At 38.1% G+C, this 18,073-nt stretch carries 17 protein-coding genes; 14 read left to right on the top strand and 3 right to left on the bottom strand.

The features are described from left to right. Position 1: 1 nt before the first annotated feature. The 3 genes from BUC21_RS07470 to BUC21_RS07460 all read right to left on the bottom strand — a co-directional run bounded on the left by BUC21_RS07470 (position 2) and on the right by BUC21_RS07460 (position 4,726). Positions 2 to 712: a tRNA threonylcarbamoyladenosine dehydratase gene (locus tag BUC21_RS07470; protein WP_073400804.1), complete on the bottom strand. Its 711-nt coding sequence runs from the start codon at positions 710 to 712 to the stop codon at positions 2 to 4. Continuing rightward, the gene (locus tag BUC21_RS07465; protein ID WP_073400802.1) at positions 712 to 2,844 is read right to left on the bottom strand and encodes a cation:proton antiporter; all 2,133 of its coding nucleotides are present in this window, start codon (positions 2,842 to 2,844) and stop codon (positions 712 to 714) included. Before BUC21_RS07465 ends, BUC21_RS07470 begins: the two co-directional genes overlap by 1 nt. Positions 2,845 to 2,965: 121 nt before the next feature. Continuing rightward, positions 2,966 to 4,726, bottom strand: a complete 1,761-nt coding sequence (locus BUC21_RS07460) for a lamin tail domain-containing protein (RefSeq protein ID WP_073400800.1) — start codon at positions 4,724 to 4,726, stop codon at positions 2,966 to 2,968. A 106-nt stretch (positions 4,727 to 4,832) separates the two neighbouring features. On the opposite strand from BUC21_RS07460, the gene BUC21_RS07455 reads away from it, so the two are divergent. From BUC21_RS07455 to BUC21_RS07390, 14 genes are all read left to right on the top strand, one after another. Continuing rightward, positions 4,833 to 5,840: an aspartate-semialdehyde dehydrogenase gene (locus tag BUC21_RS07455; RefSeq protein WP_073400798.1), complete on the top strand. Its 1,008-nt coding sequence runs from the start codon at positions 4,833 to 4,835 to the stop codon at positions 5,838 to 5,840. A 182-nt stretch (positions 5,841 to 6,022) separates the two neighbouring features. Further along, the gene (locus BUC21_RS07450; protein WP_073400796.1) at positions 6,023 to 6,586 is read left to right on the top strand and encodes a 4Fe-4S dicluster domain-containing protein; all 564 of its coding nucleotides are present in this window, start codon (positions 6,023 to 6,025) and stop codon (positions 6,584 to 6,586) included. Next, positions 6,583 to 7,422 carry a CoB--CoM heterodisulfide reductase iron-sulfur subunit B family protein gene (locus BUC21_RS07445; protein WP_073400794.1) on the top strand — a complete coding sequence of 280 codons (840 nt, stop codon included), beginning with the start codon at positions 6,583 to 6,585 and terminating at the stop codon, positions 7,420 to 7,422. Before BUC21_RS07450 ends, BUC21_RS07445 begins: the two co-directional genes overlap by 4 nt. 4 nt (positions 7,423 to 7,426) lie before the next feature. Beyond that, the gene (locus BUC21_RS07440) at positions 7,427 to 9,427 is read left to right on the top strand and encodes a CoB--CoM heterodisulfide reductase iron-sulfur subunit A family protein (protein ID WP_073400792.1); all 2,001 of its coding nucleotides are present in this window, start codon (positions 7,427 to 7,429) and stop codon (positions 9,425 to 9,427) included. A gap of 10 nt (positions 9,428 to 9,437) precedes the next feature. Beyond that, positions 9,438 to 9,899: a hydrogenase iron-sulfur subunit gene (locus BUC21_RS07435; protein WP_073400790.1), complete on the top strand. Its 462-nt coding sequence runs from the start codon at positions 9,438 to 9,440 to the stop codon at positions 9,897 to 9,899. After that, positions 9,892 to 10,692 (top strand): 4Fe-4S dicluster domain-containing protein, encoded by an 801-nt coding sequence (locus tag BUC21_RS07430; protein WP_073400788.1) that lies wholly within the window; start codon positions 9,892 to 9,894, stop codon positions 10,690 to 10,692. The genes BUC21_RS07435 and BUC21_RS07430 overlap by 8 nt, the downstream gene beginning before the upstream one ends. Before the next feature lie 6 nt (positions 10,693 to 10,698). Then, a complete protein-coding gene (locus tag BUC21_RS07425) occupies positions 10,699 to 11,709 on the top strand; it encodes a 4Fe-4S dicluster domain-containing protein (protein WP_073400786.1) in 1,011 nt (336 codons plus the stop codon). Continuing rightward, positions 11,706 to 12,548, top strand: coding sequence for an FAD/NAD(P)-binding protein (locus BUC21_RS07420; protein WP_073400784.1), 843 nt, complete (start codon positions 11,706 to 11,708; stop codon positions 12,546 to 12,548). The genes BUC21_RS07425 and BUC21_RS07420 overlap by 4 nt, the downstream gene beginning before the upstream one ends. Before the next feature lie 261 nt (positions 12,549 to 12,809). Continuing rightward, complete coding sequence (locus BUC21_RS07415) at positions 12,810 to 12,998, top strand: hypothetical protein (RefSeq protein ID WP_073400782.1); 189 nt, start codon at positions 12,810 to 12,812, stop codon at positions 12,996 to 12,998. A 22-nt stretch (positions 12,999 to 13,020) separates the two neighbouring features. After that, positions 13,021 to 13,542: a CPBP family intramembrane glutamic endopeptidase gene (locus tag BUC21_RS07410; protein ID WP_073400780.1), complete on the top strand. Its 522-nt coding sequence runs from the start codon at positions 13,021 to 13,023 to the stop codon at positions 13,540 to 13,542. A 615-nt stretch (positions 13,543 to 14,157) separates the two neighbouring features. Then, entirely contained in the window at positions 14,158 to 14,640 is a 483-nt protein-coding gene (gene mraZ, locus BUC21_RS07405; RefSeq protein ID WP_073400778.1) for a division/cell wall cluster transcriptional repressor MraZ, read from the top strand. Beyond that, the gene (gene rsmH / locus BUC21_RS07400; protein WP_073400776.1) at positions 14,637 to 15,548 is read left to right on the top strand and encodes a 16S rRNA (cytosine(1402)-N(4))-methyltransferase RsmH; all 912 of its coding nucleotides are present in this window, start codon (positions 14,637 to 14,639) and stop codon (positions 15,546 to 15,548) included. Before mraZ ends, rsmH begins: the two co-directional genes overlap by 4 nt. An 80-nt stretch (positions 15,549 to 15,628) precedes the next feature. Next, the gene (locus BUC21_RS07395) at positions 15,629 to 15,934 is read left to right on the top strand and encodes an FtsL-like putative cell division protein (protein WP_139261332.1); all 306 of its coding nucleotides are present in this window, start codon (positions 15,629 to 15,631) and stop codon (positions 15,932 to 15,934) included. A gap of 3 nt (positions 15,935 to 15,937) precedes the next feature. Further along, positions 15,938 to 18,064, top strand: coding sequence for a penicillin-binding protein (locus BUC21_RS07390; RefSeq protein WP_139261324.1), 2,127 nt, complete (start codon positions 15,938 to 15,940; stop codon positions 18,062 to 18,064). Positions 18,065 to 18,073: the final 9 nt, after the last annotated feature.

Raw genomic sequence — 18,073 nt, 5'->3', positions numbered from 1 at the left:
TTTAAATTCGTTTAATTACGTATTCAGCCAGATAACACCCAAAAACGGCTGGCATATAACTTACAATTCCAGTTGTAGACTTTTTATTCTGCTCGGTATCAGTTAAGAGAATTGCATTGGAATCGGCTTGTTCCGTACTGAAAACAACAGGCAGTTTCCGTTTCATACCCATTTTTTGTAACCGTTTCCTAACAGCCTTACTTAAACCACAATGGTAAGTATTCCAAAGATCGGCAAAACAAACTTTAGTGATATCGCTTTTTGCTCCTGCTCCCATACTGGAAACAATTTTCAGTCCACGCTTCATTGAATTGAATATCAAAAAGCACTTTGGACTAATCGTATCAATGGCATCCACTACAAAATCAAACTTTGCAGAATCTAATAGTTCAGGTATATTTTCATCCTTAAGATATATGGGATATACCGTGAGCTTTAAGTCGGGATTGATATCTTTCAATCTGGCAGCCATAACATCCGCTTTTAGTTTCCCTATTGTGGAATTTAAAGCTGGAAGTTGACGATTAATATTCGACGGTTGAATAACATCAGCATCAACAATAGTCATTTGTCCCACACCCGCACGACAAATCATTTCTGCAGCATAAGCACCAACACCACCTAATCCAACAACCAATACATGGGCATTGCGCAAACGATTCATTTTATCCTCGCCCAGTAAGAGCTGAGTTCGCTGTTCTCTTTCTTCCATCAATTCTTCTTAAACCATTTATAAAACCACTGCCCCATTTTGTCATAATTCAAAGACTCATTATGTCCACGAGGATCAGAGAATGTAACATTATCCTGAGGTTCTCCATACTGATCAGGATAAACAACCAGTAAACTATTATTCGAAAAATATTTAGAGAGTTGAGATGGTAATCTTTCAAATGAAGTATCATAAGATATTGAACCCTTACGGGCACTTATAATAACTAGTAGATGGTCGAAGTTAACCTGTCCGGTTAACAATAGTAAATCATCCCAATCAACCAGTTCCGAAAACTCACTTCTCAAACCTTTAAACTTCTTGCTGATTAGAACTTTTAGGCGATCCAGTGTCTCGGGATGCGCAAAGAAATGCACTCTACACCCCAACTGCTCTCCCATTCGACACAACTGATTTACCCATTTAGTAAATCCCGCTTCATATTCAGCCTTCTGAGGAACAGCTACTATAATCCGGCGAAGTGTATTAACAGGCATTAAGCATTTTGCGATCATAATCTGACGATGAGTACCTTTTAGCAAGCTTTCTGCAGTTCCACCCCAGAAAGAATCCACTAAGTTTATCTTCCGATGAAGACCTATCACCACATCAGAAACATTATATTCTTTAATTGTATGGATTATTCCCGCAGCTATATTTAAATCATACCGGCTTACAGTGTGCATTTCTACATCAGCGGCAGCAGATATCATTGCCGATTTCTCAAGATATTTCTCGCCTTGAGCCTGCTTTACAGTAGACCCATGATCGTCATTCACAACATTTAGAGAAACCAATCCGTCTTTCCTTTTTGGATTCTTAATAATCAAAGCAAGATTCACCAGATTTACAATATTATCCGGATTAGATATTGGAATCAATATATTTTCTTCACCTTTTGTTTCTCCAACTTTTTCTTGTGCCTCATTATTGATCGCTATTTTCCTTGATGCACGTTCGGTTACAAATGAACTGACAATAGTCGTTATTAGAATCATCAATATGGTTCCATTCAAAACATCATCATTTAGCAAACGTTCTCCATTATTCATAATAATATCATGCCCAATCAGAACTGCAGCTAGAGATGCTGCAACCTTTGCACTACTCAATCCGAATATGATTCTTCTTTCGTTAGAGTTCATTCTATAAAGCTTCTGAGTAATAAAAGCTGCAATCCACTTGCTTACTAAAGGAACCAAAGTCATAACAATTGCCACTTCAAATGCTTTGCCTTCCATGAAGAAGCTTTTCACATCAATAATCATCCCCACTCCAATAAGGAAATAAGGTATAAAGAGAGCATTACCTACAAATTCCACATGATTCATTAGCGGAGAAACATGAGGAATCAAGCGATTGAACACTAATCCAACCAGGAATGCACCCAAAATTCCTTCCAATCCGGCTAATTCCATAATACCAGCACCGAGAAAAAGCATGGCAAGAACAAAAACGAACTGCATCACATTATCCTGATACTGTCGAAAAAACCATCGACCTATGCGAGGGAAGAAGAAAATAATAACAAAACAAGCCAAGGCTATTTTAGCAATAAGTAAGAACCAAAAAAGCTGATCTACTTCGGTTTTAAACATTCCGGCTATTATTACCAACACAAATAATGCAAGAATTACAGTTATAGCAGTTCCACCAACCGTAATATTTACGCTCTTTTGCCGGCTAAGTCCATAACGACTGATAATTGGATATGAAACCAAAGTATGTGAAGCAAACATACTGGCCAATAATATGGAAGTTACTATTCCATAATTCAATATCGTCATATTGCTAAATATTCCCAATACAGTTGGTATGGTAAAAGATATTAAGCCAAAAATAAATGCTTTTTTCTTATTTTTCTTAAAATCAGCCATGTCCATTTCAAGACCGGCAAGGAACATAATATAATATAGACCAACTTTTCCAAACAACTCAAAACTGCTATCACGTTCCAAAATATTAAAACCGTGTCCTCCAATTAATACTCCAGCCAAAATCATGCCAATAATATGTGGTATATGCAATCTATCCAGTAATATTGGGGCAAAAAGGATTATTGCCAGTACTAAAAAGAAGATCCAGGTGGGGTCTGTTATGGGTAATTGTAAGCTAAAGTCAAACAAATACATAAGGTAGATATTATTAAATTCACAATCCTCGCACAAAAAAACAAAAAAAAGAGGAGATTACAAAAAAGAGTTAGTAAAAAGAATCACACATGCCTATTTCTGATGATAAGAGCAATGCGCTTTATCTTACCACAGCGAAAGGAAGTTTATACTTTCTTATAGCGCCAGCTAAACTATGCATCTCAACGTACGCAATATATAAACCTACCCGGCAAGTGCTTTTATCTTCTTGTTTTCCGTCCCATTCAATCATTCCTTCAGCTGAGAGTTCTATATTTTTGCCTAAAGAACAAACCTCACGACCTGATGCTTCAAAAATTTTAATATTAGCAACAGTTCTCTCTTCAGAAAGCAGATAGCGAATCTGCAATTTATTGCTTTCACTACTTTCTGGTGAAAAAGATTTCTTTTCTAGCCAAAACTCAGCATCAGTCTTATCATTGTTACTTATAGTACATTTATTCGGAGCACCAGGAGTTCCATATCCAGAAGAAAAAGAAGCAGACATCCAGTTTGAAGGTTCGGAAGAAAGTAATTCCGGACTTTTCTTTTCCAGAGCAACACCACTTCTATCCGTCAATGATGTAGTGTGCATTGATTCAGAATAAGTCATTTCATCGAGAAAATCTCCTTTTGCTGAAATCAAAAACAATTTTCCTTCTTTGTTGGGTAAATCTGGCAGATTTGCTATTTGTATACCTTTAGAGATATCACATTTATATTGAGATGAAACCTTATCAATCTTATTAGTAAAGAAGATTTCTGTATGTGGGATGAAACTTTCAGATGTACAATTCAAAGAGATCGGTTCAGAACGAGTTCCATCCTCTTTTTGGTAAGAAAGAAACAACTGATTAAAAGGCAACACTTTTTCTGAGACATTGCTCAATTCAATATATGGAACACCTCCTGAGCGAGGATTAAAAAGCACCTCATTAAAGAACACATCACCTGTTTCAATTTGTTCAGGAATAGAAAGTTTAAATGTAATAGGAGACGTAAGAGTATTACCTGAAACATCAATCAAATTATGCAACTTAATTTCTACTTTTTCACCGGCTTTTAAAGAACTGTTTAGAATCAATTTCACATTCCTTCCGCAAGGATAATCAGGAATAACTTTATTAAAAGAAATGGCAGAGTTTAAACTAGTATAATTATCTAGTCGACCAAGTGAGATAACATTCATTGGTTTACTAAAATTTATCACTAGTGTATCTGACGATTGAATAAAAGAAGAAAGAACATCTATCTTTGCTTTATCAGGCAAACTCTTTTTTAGAGAATTAGCCTTCCCAGGAGTTCCCCCTTTAAAATCATTTGTTGCACACCAGTTTGCTGCATCATTAGAAAGATTATCGGGATCAATACATTCTAAAGAATATCCCCCATCCTTCTTTTCATTATCCTTATACCAGGAATCTGTATATTCCACCCAGGAGATAAGATTATCATATTCATCTTCCAGCCAAAGAAGCTTACCCGTATTTAACAAAGCTGGGAATGAAGATACTCCGGTAACTGAAATTCCTTTTGCAGTCCATAAATCCTTGTACTTTTGATTACAAAGAACAATATAGTTTTTAGCATCAATTGTTATATCCGGCAAAAGATATTTTTTGCCTCCATAATTCAGAGTGCATTTTTTAAGAGAAATAACATTATCTGTTCTGTTGTACAGCTCAATATATTCCGATTCGGGTAGTCCGCTTATTCCCTTTGGATTAGCCATTATTTCATTGAAGATAATAGAACCAAATTCTATAGTATTTGCCTCACAAACAGCGGTTTTATTTAAAATTTCATTAAAAAAAAGCTTGTTCGCGAATACAAAACAACAAAAAGAGTATAAAAAACAAATAATAAATGCAATTCTTTTCATTTTATCTCATCTAATATTGCAAAATGTTATATTTTTGCAGCTGAATTCATACCAGCTGTAAAGGTATGATAAAAAAGGTATTAATTACAACTAAAGAAAAGAAAAGATGAAAGTAGCTATCGTTGGTGTAAGCGGCGCAGTAGGTCAAGAGTTCCTACGAGTCCTCGATGAAAGAAATTTCCCTATGGATGAGTTAGTATTGTTCGGTTCCAAACGTAGTGCCGGAAGTAAATACACTTTCCGCGGTAAACAGATCGAGGTCAAACTATTACAACACAACGACGACTTTAAAGGTGTAGATATAGCCTTTACTTCTGCCGGTGGGGGTACTTCATTAGAATTTGCAGAAACTATAACTAAATATGGTGCTGTGATGATTGATAACTCCAGCGCTTTCCGTATGGAAAAAGATGTTCCTTTAGTAGTTCCTGAAGTGAATCCGGAAGATGCAAAAGATCGTCCACGTGGCATTATTGCAAATCCAAACTGTACAACAATTCAGATGGTAGTAGCTCTAAAAGCTATTGAGAAGATCTCTCATATTAAAAAAGTACATGTATCTACTTACCAGGCTGCAAGTGGTGCCGGTGCTGCTGCTATGGACGAACTATACGAACAATATCGTCAGGTATTAGCTGGTGAAGAAGTTACAGTTGATAAATTTGCATATCAGTTGGCATTCAACTTGATTCCTCAGGTTGATGTATTTACAGACAATGGATATACTAAGGAAGAAATGAAGATGTATAATGAAACCCGCAAGATTATGCACTCTGATATAGAGGTAAGTGCAACTTGTGTTCGTGTACCTTCTTTAAGAGCTCACTCTGAAAGTACATGGATTGAAACAGAACGTCCTATTTCAATTGAAGAAGCACGCGAAGCATTTGCAAATGGAGAAGGTTTGGTATTACAAGACAACCCTGCAAAGAAAGAATATCCTATGCCTTTATTTATTGCAGGAAAAGATCCAGTATATGTAGGCCGTATCCGCAAAGATCTGACAAATGAAAACGGTCTAACTTTCTGGACAGTAAGTGATCAGATTAAAAAAGGTGCTGCTTTGAATGCTGTACAAATTGCCGAATATCTAATTAAGGAAAAAAATATTTAATTGATTATCAGGCACAAAAGTGTCATTTTTATGATTAAAAACATCAGAAATTTGTGTAAAAAGGTCAATCCTTCTACACAAATTTCTTTTTTTTCTGCATACATTTGCATCTAAAGACCGCCATAAATGTCTTTGTAAAAATAACGGTCTTACTAATTAATTAATCATATTTTCAAGTAAACATGGAAAACAAAAACAAGATTTCCGGGGAAATACACTCACATACCGGCGTAGAAGTTGCGCGCTGTTATCAATGTGGTAAGTGTACAGCCGGGTGTGTTCTTGCTTCAGAAATGAACTTTCCGCCAAGTTATTTGATGCGACTGTTGCAGACAGGAACAGAGGAAAACTATGACAGAATACTTCGTTCCAATACGATTTGGCTTTGTCTGAACTGCGAAAACTGTTTAGGTCGATGTCCGATGGAAATCGATATTCCTAAAATTATGGATTATCTTCGTGAGCAATCGCTCAACAAGAAAAAAATTAATCGCGATGCAAATCCGATTATTTCTTTTCACAAGTCATTCCTTGATTCCATTAAGTACACCGGGCGGCTTTATGAGATTGGTTTAATTGGAGCGTTTAAAGCTCGCACTTTCCGTCTCACTCAAGACGTAAAATTAGCTCCTAAGATGTATTTGAATGGAAAATTAAATCTAATGCCAGAAATGATAAAAGACAAGAAAGGTATTAGAGAAATTTTTTCTAAGACGATTGATAACCCTAAGACTAAAAATAAATGAAAATAGGTTTTTATCCGGGTTGCTCACTCAAAGGATCATCCCGCGAATACAATGAATCGGTAGTAGCGATTGCCAAAGCTTTAGACATTGAATTAGTGGAAATTAAAGACTGGAACTGCTGTGGTGCAACAGCTGCCCATTCAATGAACGAAGAACTCTCACTTTCACTTCCTGCCAGAATATTAGCTCTTGCCGAAGCACAGGGATTAAAAGAAGTAGTTGTACCATGTGCTGCTTGCTATAACCGATTAATGGTTACTCAGCATGAACTGAAAGATAATAATAAAAGAGAACGAGTTACTGATATTATCAAGATGCCATATAGTGGGGATCTTAAAATAATCAATGTATTGCAAATGTTGGAAACTTATGCAATGGACAAAATCCAGGAGAAAGTAACCAAACCATTTGCTCACAAAGTAGCTTGTTATTATGGATGCTTATTGATACGTCCACATAAAATATTACAATTTGACCGCGTAGAAGATCCACAAAGCATGGATGCTATGGTTAAACTAATAGGTGGAACTCCTATTAGCTGGGCTTTCAAAACTGAATGTTGTGGTGCTGGATTATCGGTTTCACGCACTGACCTTGTTGCAAAACTATCTGGAAATATTCTGAAAGATGCAGCAGAACGCGATGCAAAGGCTATTATTGTAGCTTGTCCTATGTGCCAGTCTAATCTGGATATGCGCCGCGGAGCTATCAACGAAACTTTAAGTAACCCTTCTGACATTCCTGTAATCTTTATCACTCAGGCTATTGGTCTTGCGTTAGGCCTCAGCCCGAAAGAATTAGGATTGGAACGTCATTTTGTAAATGTAAAATTGTAATAGTATGTCAAAGATAGGAGTTTTTATCTGCCACTGCGGTGAAAATATCAGTGCTACCGTCGATTGCGAGAAAGTAGCACAGGAAATCGGTAAGGTGGAAGGCGTAGAATATGCCATTGACTATAAATATATGTGTTCCGATCCGGGACAGACCCTGATCAAGGATGCTATCAAAGAACATAACCTTGACGGTGTGGTTGTTGGTTCTTGTTCACCTCGTATGCACGAGCCTACTTTCAGAAAGGCATGTGCCGAAGCCGGACTTAACCCTTATTTATGTGAAATAGCCAATCTTCGTGAACACTGTTCATGGGTGCACGAAAAGAGTGAAGCTACAACAGAGAAAGCATTTGACCTTGTAAAAATGCTAGTAGAAAAGGTTAAGCGCAATAAACCATTAGATTCCATTAAAGTGCCTATCACAAAGAAGGCTTTGGTTATTGGTGGTGGTATTGCTGGTATCCAGGCCAGTCTTGATATTGCAAATGCAGGTCACAAGGTTATTTTAATTGAAAAAGATCCGTCAATCGGAGGTCACATGTCTCAGTTATCTGAAACATTCCCTACCCTTGACTGTTCTCAATGTATCCTTACTCCACGTATGGTGGAAGTTGCTCAGCATCCTAATATTACATTATATACTTATGCCGAGCTAGATAGTCTTGAAGGATTTATCGGTAATTTTACTGCTAAAATCAGATTAAAGGCTAAAAGCGTAGATCATAGTAAATGTACTGGTTGTGGCGCTTGTCTGCAAAAATGTCCTCAGAAAAGAATTCCTAGTGAATTCAATGCCGGACTTGGTACACGTACTGCTATTTATGTTCCATTCCCACAGGCTGTTCCTAACAAGCCTGTAATTGACCGTGAACATTGTAACTATTATAAACGCGGTAAATGTAAGATTTGTGAAGCAACTTGTCCTACCGGAGCTATTGAATGGGATAAAGAAGATGAAATCCTAACAGAACAAGTAGGTGCAATTGTTATCACAACAGGGTTCAATGTAAAAGGTACCGACTTCTTCCCAGAATATGGTTACGGACAATACAAAGATGTGATCACTGGTTTGCAGTTCGAACGTCTAGCATCGGCTTCTGGACCAACTTTAGGAGAAATTCGTCGTCCATCAGATGGTACAATTCCTAAGAAGATTGTCTTCATAGCTTGTGCCGGATCACGTGACGAAGCCAAAGGTATTCCTTATTGCTCTAAGATTTGCTGTATGTATACAGCTAAGCATGCAATGCTTTATCAACACAAAGTACATGATGGTGAATCAACCGTATTCTATATGGATATTCGTGCCGCCGGTAAAAACTATGAAGAGTTTGTTCGCCGTGCCATCGAAGAAGATCACGTAAACTATGTTCGCGGACGTGTTGCCAGAGTATATGAAAAGAATGGTAAATTAATTGTTAAAGGTGTAGATACACTACTTAGCGGACAGCAAGTGGAAATTGAAGCCGATATGGTTGTGCTTGCCACTGCCGGTGTTGCCAATTGCGGCGCAGAACAGCTGGCTCAGAAGATGCACGTTTCTTATGACCCATATCACTTCTTCGCAGAAGCTCACCCAAAATTGAAACCTGTTGAAACAAATACTGCGGGTATCTTCCTTGCCGGAGCTTGTCAGGCACCAAAGGATATTCCTGAAACAGTAGGTATGGCATCGGGTGCAGCAGTAAAAGTTGCCGGACTATTCTCAAACAATGATTTGGTTCGTGAACCACTTATTGCCGTGGTTAACCGTTGTGCTCCTCCACAGTTCAGTACTTGTGTGGGTTGCTTCATGTGCCAGACTGCTTGTCCGTACAATGCAATTGAGCGCGAAGAGATCAAAGGTAGAGATGGAAAAGTAATTAAAACAGTTGCCAAGGTTAACCCGGGACTTTGTCAGGGTTGCGGAACCTGTGTTGCTTTCTGCCGTTCTAAATCAATCGATATCCAAGGTTACTCAAACGAACAGATGTTCGCTGAAGTGATGTCTTTATTGAATCATTAACAGAAAAACCATGAACAATAATAATTCAGAATTTGAACCCAAGATCGTAGCTTTTGTATGCAACTGGTGTACTTATGCAGGAGCCGACTTAACGGGTACAAGCCGATTAAAATATGCTACGAACGTGAAAATCGTTCGTTTCCCATGTACCGGACGTATTGACTTTATGCTCCTTCTTAAAGCATTTGCTCAGGGAGCCGACGGGGTAATCGTTTCCGGCTGTCACCCTAACGACTGTCACTATACAAGTGGTAACTTCCACGCGCGCCGTCGTTGGATTACATTCCGCGGATTGCTTGACTTTATGGGTATCGACGTACGTAGAATCCAATACTCATGGGTTTCAGCTGCCGAAGGTGCAAAATGGGCCGATGTAGTTAATACTACCGTTGCCAATATCCGTGAGCTGGGTCCTTACACAGAATATCAAAAAGTTGCTGACTATTTAGATAAGGAGGAATACAATGGATAAGTTGAGAGAAAAAGCCGCCGCATTACTTGCCGACGGAACCGTAAGTTTGGTTTTAGGTTACGAAGAAGGAACCAATAAACCCCGTCCTGTATTCTGTCACACAGCCGAGCAAGCTTCTAAACTGGTATATAGCAGCCAATGTATAAACAACTTAGCCGTTTATCTCACTAAGAAAGATATTATGGGAGCTGGTAAGGTAGCTGTTATTGCAACTATCCCAACTCTTAGAAGTATTCTTCAATTATCTGTTGAGAACCAGTTAAACGAAGATAACCTTATAGTTATAACTGTAACGGATAAAGACGAGGTAAAACAGTTTGCAAACTTCGCAGAGATCGAAGCGTATATTGCCGATTTCCAGTTGAAACTTGAAGGCAAAGAACAGGAAATTATTAACAAGCTCGAAGGCATGAGCCGTGAAGAACGTTTCAAGTTCTGGATGGAAGAGATGTCTCACTGCTTTAAATGTTATGCCTGTCGTGCAGCTTGTCCACTTTGCTACTGTACAAAATGTATTGTTGAAGAGAACCGTCCACAATGGATTAATCCATGGGCTGCTCCTTTGGCAAATATGGAATGGCAGATTAACCGTGCAATGCACATGGCCGGACGTTGTACCGGTTGCGGAGCATGTGGTGATGCTTGTCCGGTAGGTATTCCTATCCATTTGCTTACCCGCAAGATGATAGAAGACCTTGCACCGGAATTTGGTTTCACACCGGGTCAGCCATCTAAGAATGGAAACGCTCTTTCCACATGGAAAGCAGACGATAAAGAAAACTTTATACGATAAGGAGCCATGGAAACAAAATATATCAGTAAAAACGGACTGAATGAATGGTTCAGCCAGATTGTAAAAAGCGGAAAACGTGTTTATGCACCGGTTGAAGAGCGCGGAAAAGTAGAATTTAAGAAAGTTCAGGCTCTCAGCGAAGTTGCCGAAGAATATATTCAGACTACACAGTCTATAAAATCGGCTGTATTCCCTCGTGCCGAAGTTTTATTTTCATACGAGAAAGAAAATGGCAATGTAAAGGTAGAGGACTTTAATCCTGATACAGTAAAAGAAACTGTTCTCTGGAAAGTTCATCCATGCGATGCAGCAGGATTTAAACCATTGACTGCTATCTTTAACTGGGATTACACAGATAAATTATACAACGCCCACCTGGAGAAAACTACTCTGGTTACATTCAGTTGTGCTAAAGCAGACAAGAGCTGCTTCTGTACAAGTGTGAATGGTGGACCGGGTAATACTTCAGGAAGCGATGTTCTACTGACTATGCTTCCAGACGGAGGAGCCATCGTTGAGATTCTTACTCCTAAAGGCGAAGCATTGGTGCAACTTGCAGCCTCAGCATTTGAGAACGATAGAGGCGAAGATAAATCCAAATATTTGGCCGATGTGCCTGTGGCATTCAATCTTGAAGAAGTAAGAGCTCGTCTTGCCACTGCATTCGACAGTCCGGTATGGAAAGAGCAGTCAGAACGTTGTCTTGGTTGCGGTGCCTGCGCATTTGTTTGTCCAACCTGTGCTTGTTTCGATATTCAGGAAGATGCCCATGGTTCTAAAGGAAAGCGCATTCGTTGTTGGGATTCATGTGGATTCTCATTATTCACTTTGCACACATCAGGACACAATCCTCGTGCCGTACAAAGTCAACGCTGGCGTCAACGCATCTTGCACAAGTTCTCTTACATGCCCGATCGCCTCAGCGTATTTGGTTGTACAGGCTGTGGACGTTGTTCACGTGCTTGCCCTGTAGATATGAATATACTTGAACATATAACTTCAATTTCAAAAAAATGAGCGAACAAAATATATATCTTCCACACCTGATGACTATTGAAAAGATCACCAATGAAGCTCCGGGTGTGAAAACATTTAAACTGAAATTTCAGAATGAAGAAGATGCCAATGCTTTTAGCTTTAAAGCCGGACAATTTGGAGAATATTCTGCATTCGGAGAAGGAGAATCTACTTTTTGTATAGCTTCATCTCCTATGCGCAAGGGGTATATTGAGTGTACCTTCCGTGTGGCTGGAAAGAATACAACCGGACTTGCTGCTTTGGAAGAAGGAAGTACCATGGGATTCCGTGGCCCTTTCGGAAATACATTCCCAATTGACGAATGGAAAGGAAAGAACCTTTTATTCATTGCTGGAGGTATCGCCTTGCCACCTATGCGCTGCGTAATTTGGAATGCACTCGACCTTCGTGAAAACTTCAAGGATATTACCATAGTCTATGGAGCTAAATCGGTAAACGACCTCGTTTATAAGCACGAATTAAAAGAATGGGAAGAGCGTCCAGACGTAAAGCTGGTAACAACTGTAGACCCAGGAGGCGAAACACCTGATTGGAAAGGTGAAATCGGCTTTGTTCCTTCTGTAGTTGAAAAAACTGCTCCATCTCCAGAGAATACCATTGCTATTGTATGTGGTCCTCCTATTATGATTAAGTTTACCTTCCCTGTATTAGAGAAATTAGGCTTTAAAGACGATCAGATTTACACTACATTGGAAAACCGTATGAAGTGCGGCGTAGGTAAATGCGGCCGTTGTAATGTAGGCAAACTTTACGTATGCAAAGACGGACCTGTATTCAGCAAAGAGCAATTAAATAACATTCCTGCTGAAGAATATTAATCGTATTACGATTCCTAATAAGCAACAAAGCGGAGACAGTGCTAAACATTGTTTCCGCTTTTTGTTTTTACACTCTAAACGTATCATATTACAGTTTAAAAGATAAAATAATTTTTGTATAAAATTATCAAGTAAATTAATCTACTATAATTAAAATATATATAACTTTGATTCGAAAAATAAAATGCACACAGGAATAAACAATAAAAAGCTGATTATTAATCAACTAATCAAAAATAAACATCTACAAATACTACAATTATGAATGAATCAAACATAAAAGATTTAAGAAAAAAAGATAAAAGACCAAGAAAAAAAATAACTACTATTGCAATCTACACCATAATAACAATAATAGTTTCATTGATTGCAATTGACATTTATAACAGTAGAGACGACATTGTTGCCGGTTTTAAAGATGGTTATCAAGAGGGTTTAAATATGAAATAGAAAAAAGAAGTGACCTTACCATATGATATATACCGATAAAACAAAAAGCTTCTCAATAAAAAAAGTAAATAAATACATAAGAGATTCCAGGGCTGTTTCTTCTATACTAATTGTTGGATCAATTTTAAGTTCTATATATTTCATAGTATGGTTTATTTCATACAAAATTCTAAACGGTTGGGATATAGTTCTCGACGGTGACCCCAACGCTTCGCTTTTGAAAGGACCACTTTACATAACAGTTTTAGAAGCCATGATTATTGGCCCTATAATAGAAACATTAATTTTTCAAAAGTTTCTCTATTTTATCGCCACATTATTCAGTTGGTTCAGGCATAATAAATGTAGAATTGTAATATTGGGCGCTTTCATTTTTGGCTTAGCACATTTTTTCACTCTATTATATATTATCACAACAGTAATAACCGGAGCTTTCTTTATGTATTTGTATGTCATAAAACAAAATAAAAATGCGTATTGGAGTGTTGTTATTCTTCATTCAATGATAAATGGAGTTGCTATTTTTCTTAGCTATTTTGAATAACAATCGAAATAAAATAAACTACTATATATCAATAAAATACATAATATTAGTCAACCGAAGTTAGAGATTAAGATATAACCAGTCAACTACAAACTGGGATAAGAACCTATTTAATCAATCTTTATCAGACTATAACATTACCAATTATAGAATTCTCCGTACACCCGGATGTACAGACCTCCTACACCCGGATCTACCCAAAAGGTACACCCGGGTGGACACTCTTTTTACACCCGGGTGGAGATATACATTTCCGAGCTACTTTCCTGTATAACAAACACTTGTTTTGAAATAATAATATCAGAAATACAAAAGTGCTAGATTGCCAGATCACCGCTAGATCAATTTGGATTGATCTAGCAGCTATACTCTACTCATTTACAATCCATTAAATGGATACTGCTAGATCGCTAGATCATTTTCCTGTTTCTTATTTTTCTGAGAGAAAATCCGGGGGATAAAATTGCTTGTAGTATGGCAATATATTAAAAATTAACAGACCGTTTTAAGTTAAAAAAGACCTGTTGAAAACTTACTGAAATATTTTTCTTAAAAAAAGTGGGGAATTGTGGAGAAATGTGTAATTTTACAATCTCAAACTATATAGTACACTTGATGGATCGATTTTTGGGTAATATTGAAGCCAAAGCGGATGTAAAAGGTCGCCTTTTTATTCCCGCTTTATTCAGGAAACAGCTCCAAGCTGCCGCCGAAGAAAGGCTGATTATGCGCAAAGATACCTATCAGGACTGTTTGGTTCTTTACCCCGAAAGTGTTTGGAATGAAGAACTTAACGAATTACGCGGACGCCTCAACAAGTGGAATCCTACTCACCAGCAAATATTCAGGCAGTTTGTTTCCGATGTAGAAATTATTACACCAGACAGTAACGGACGAATTCTTATTCCAAAACGTTACATGCAAATGGCCGGCATCACAATCGATGTCAGATTTATTGGAGTGGACAATACTATTGAAATATGGGCGAAAGCAAAGGCGGATAAACCGTTTATGAATCCCGAAGAGTTCAGCCGGGAGCTTGAAAAAGTAATGAACAATAAAGTTATTAACGAATTAAAACCACCAACAACAGAATGAACGAAGAAATAACATACCATGTACCGGTGCTCCTCAAAGAGAGTGTAGACGGGATGAATATCCAGCCCGGAGGGACGTATGTAGACGTAACTTTCGGTGGTGGCGGACATTCAAAAGAAATTTTAAGTCGCCTTGGTAAGAGCGGCACACTCCTGGGATTTGATCAGGATGAGGATGCAGAAAAGAATATTGTGGATGATAAACGTTTCATCTTTGTGCGCAGTAACTTTCGTTACCTACATAATTTTCTGCGATATCACAACATTGACAAGGTAAACTCTATCCTTGCCGATCTGGGCGTTTCTTCTCATCACTTTGACGACAGTGAAAGAGGTTTTTCTTTCCGTTTCGACGGGAAACTGGATATGCGAATGAACAAGCGTGCCGGAATTACTGCGGCCGAACTGGTCAACACTTACGAAGAGGAACGTTTAGCCGATATTTTCTACTTATACGGTGAACTGAAAAACAGTCGTAAACTGGCTTCGGTTATTGTAAAATCTCGTGCATCAAAGCATATCGAAACCATTGAAGATTTTCTTTCAATTATAAAACCTCTTTTCGGAAGAGAAAGAGAAAAAAAAGAACTGGCAAAGGTTTTCCAAGCTTTGCGTATTGAAGTTAATCAGGAGATGGAAGCATTGAAAGAGATGCTACTTGCTGCTACCGAAGCATTAAAACCGGGCGGAAGACTGGTGGTAATTACTTATCATTCATTAGAAGACCGAATGGTTAAAAATATAATGAAGACTGGCAATGTAGAAGGTAAACAGGATCAGGATTTCTTCGGAAACCTGAATACGCCTTTCAAACTTGTAAACAACAAGGTAATTGTACCAGACGAAGACGAGATTGTACGCAATCCACGTTCCAGAAGTGCCAAACTAAGAATTGCAGAAAAGAAATAGGAATTATGAACGAGAACGAAGAGATTAAAACAGAACAGACTCAGGAAAATGGCAACCGTAAGGATGCCAAGGCTAAGGGTATGTCTCTAAAAAGTATTCTTGGAGGTGATATCCTGGCCAATGACTTTTTTCGTCGCCAGACAAAATTACTGGTTCTTATCATGGTTTTTGTGATTTTCTATATCAGTAACCGTTACTCGTGCCAGCAACAGTTGATTGAAATTGACCGTTTGGAACAGCAGCTTACTGATATTAAATACGATGCACTGACTCGTTCTTCCGAATTAATGGAAAAAAGCAGGCAATCGAGAATAGAAGAATATGTATCAACTCAGGAAAGTGAACTTCAAACAGCCACTAATCCTCCATATTTAATTAAGAAATAAAAAATGGCTGTTGATAAAAGAAGCATAATGACTCGTTACTTCTTCATCATTTTATTGATGGGGCTGGTTGGTGTTGCCATTGTTGTAAAGGCAGGTATTATTATGTTTGCCGAAAGACAATACTGGAAAGATGTGGCCGATCGTTTTGTTAAGGAGAATGTAATAGTTCATCCTAGCCGGGGAAATATTATTTCTGCTGATGGCAAATTAATGGCCAGCAGCTTGCCGGAATATAAAATTTACATGGACTTTAAAGCTGGTGGAGAGGTAAAAGACAGCATTCTAAGAGACAGCATGAAAGTGATTTGTCAGGGACTTCACAAGATATTCCCCGACATGTCGGCTGCCGAATTTAAATCTCATCTTCAGAAAGGAAGAAAAAAAGGAAGCAGAAGTTACCTTATCTATCCTAAACGAATCTCTTATATACAATATAAAGAGGTAAAGAGGTTACCGGTTTTCAACATGAACAAGTATAAAGGTGGTTTCCACGAATTAGCTTTCAACCAACGTAAAAAGCCTTTCGGTTCACTGGCAACCCGTACTTTGGGAGATGTTTTTGCTGATACTGCTCAAGGTGCAAAGAATGGACTGGAACTTGCTTACGATACTATCCTGAAAGGTAAAAACGGAATAACTCACCGCCAGAAGGTGATGAATAAATACCTGAACATTACTGATGTTGCCCCTCAGGACGGACTAGACATTGTTACTACCATTGATGTGGGAATGCAGGATATTGCAGAAAAAGCATTAATAGACAAACTGAAAGAAATTGATGCTACTGTGGGTGTTGCAGTACTAATGGAAGTTGCCACAGGAGAAGTAAAGGCTATTGTAAACATGACTAAATGCAGTGATGGCAATTACCGCGAAATAAAGAATAATGCTGTATCTGATATGATGGAACCTGGTTCTACATTCAAAACAGCATCTATCATGGTTGCATTGGAAGATGGGAAAATAACTCCTGACGATGGAGTAGATACAGGTAACGGTCAAAAGTTAATGCATGGACGCGTAATGAAGGATCACAATTGGGCAAGAGGTGGATATCAGTATCTAACTGTTCCTGAAATATTGATGGTTTCTTCAAATATTGGAGTTTCCAGTATAATTGACAATGCTTATTTTAATAACCCCAAAAAGTTTGTTCAGGGATTATACAAAGTAGGTATCAATGCAGATCTTCATATTCCAATAAAAGGTGCAGGAAAGGCTTTTATCCGTATTCCAAACAAGGACAACTGGTCTAACACAGCTTTAGCATGGATGTCTATTGGTTACGAGAGTCAAATACCTCCTATCAATACACTTGCATTCTATAATGCAATTGCTAATAATGGCGTAATGATAGCTCCTAAATTTGTAAAGGGAGTAATGAAGAATGGAGAAATGATTCAGGAATTTCCTACTGAAGTAATTAAACAATCCATTTGCTCTGAAAGAACTCTGAAACAAATTCAGTCTATCTTGCAGAGAGTAGTTAGTGAAGGATTGGCTAAGCCAGCCGGTTCTAAACAGTTCCACGTTTCTGGGAAAACAGGTACAGCTCAGATCTCTCAGGGAAAAGGAGGATACAAATCTGGAAAAGTAAGTTATCTGGTTAGTTTCTGTGGATATTTCCCTTCGGAATCGCCTAAGTATAGTTGCATCGTTGCTATACAGAAACCCGGCCTTCCAGCATCAGGTGGTTTGATGGCAGGTAGTGTATTCAGTAAAATTGCAGAAAGAGTTTATGCTAAAAACCTGAGTACGGACTTATCTTTAGCTGTTGATTCGAACTCTGTAGTAATACCGAACGTAAAATCAGGTGAAATAAATGAAACAAAATATGTACTCGATGCTTTGAAAGTGCAAAACCGGGAACAGTTCACTCCTATTGGCTTTGGAAGAAAAGCATGGGGAACAGCTCAGCAAAGTTCTAACTCCGTTATTATTACAGAGAGAATGACTCTTAAAAACTTTATGCCTAGTGTTATAGGTATGGGTGCAAAAGATGCCGTATATTTGCTGGAAAGTAAAGGGCTTAAAGTTGCTCTGTCCGGAATGGGCAAAGTACAATCTCAAAGTATTCCGCAAGGAACAAGAATAGTAAAAGGACAAACAGTAACCATACAATTGAATTAAATAATAATT

The sequence above is a fragment of the Bacteroides luti genome (assembly GCF_900128905.1).
GTDB lineage: Bacteria > Bacteroidota > Bacteroidia > Bacteroidales > Bacteroidaceae > Bacteroides > Bacteroides luti.
The sequence above is the reverse complement of the archived record's forward strand: the minus strand, read 5'-3'. Positions and strand labels throughout refer to the sequence as shown.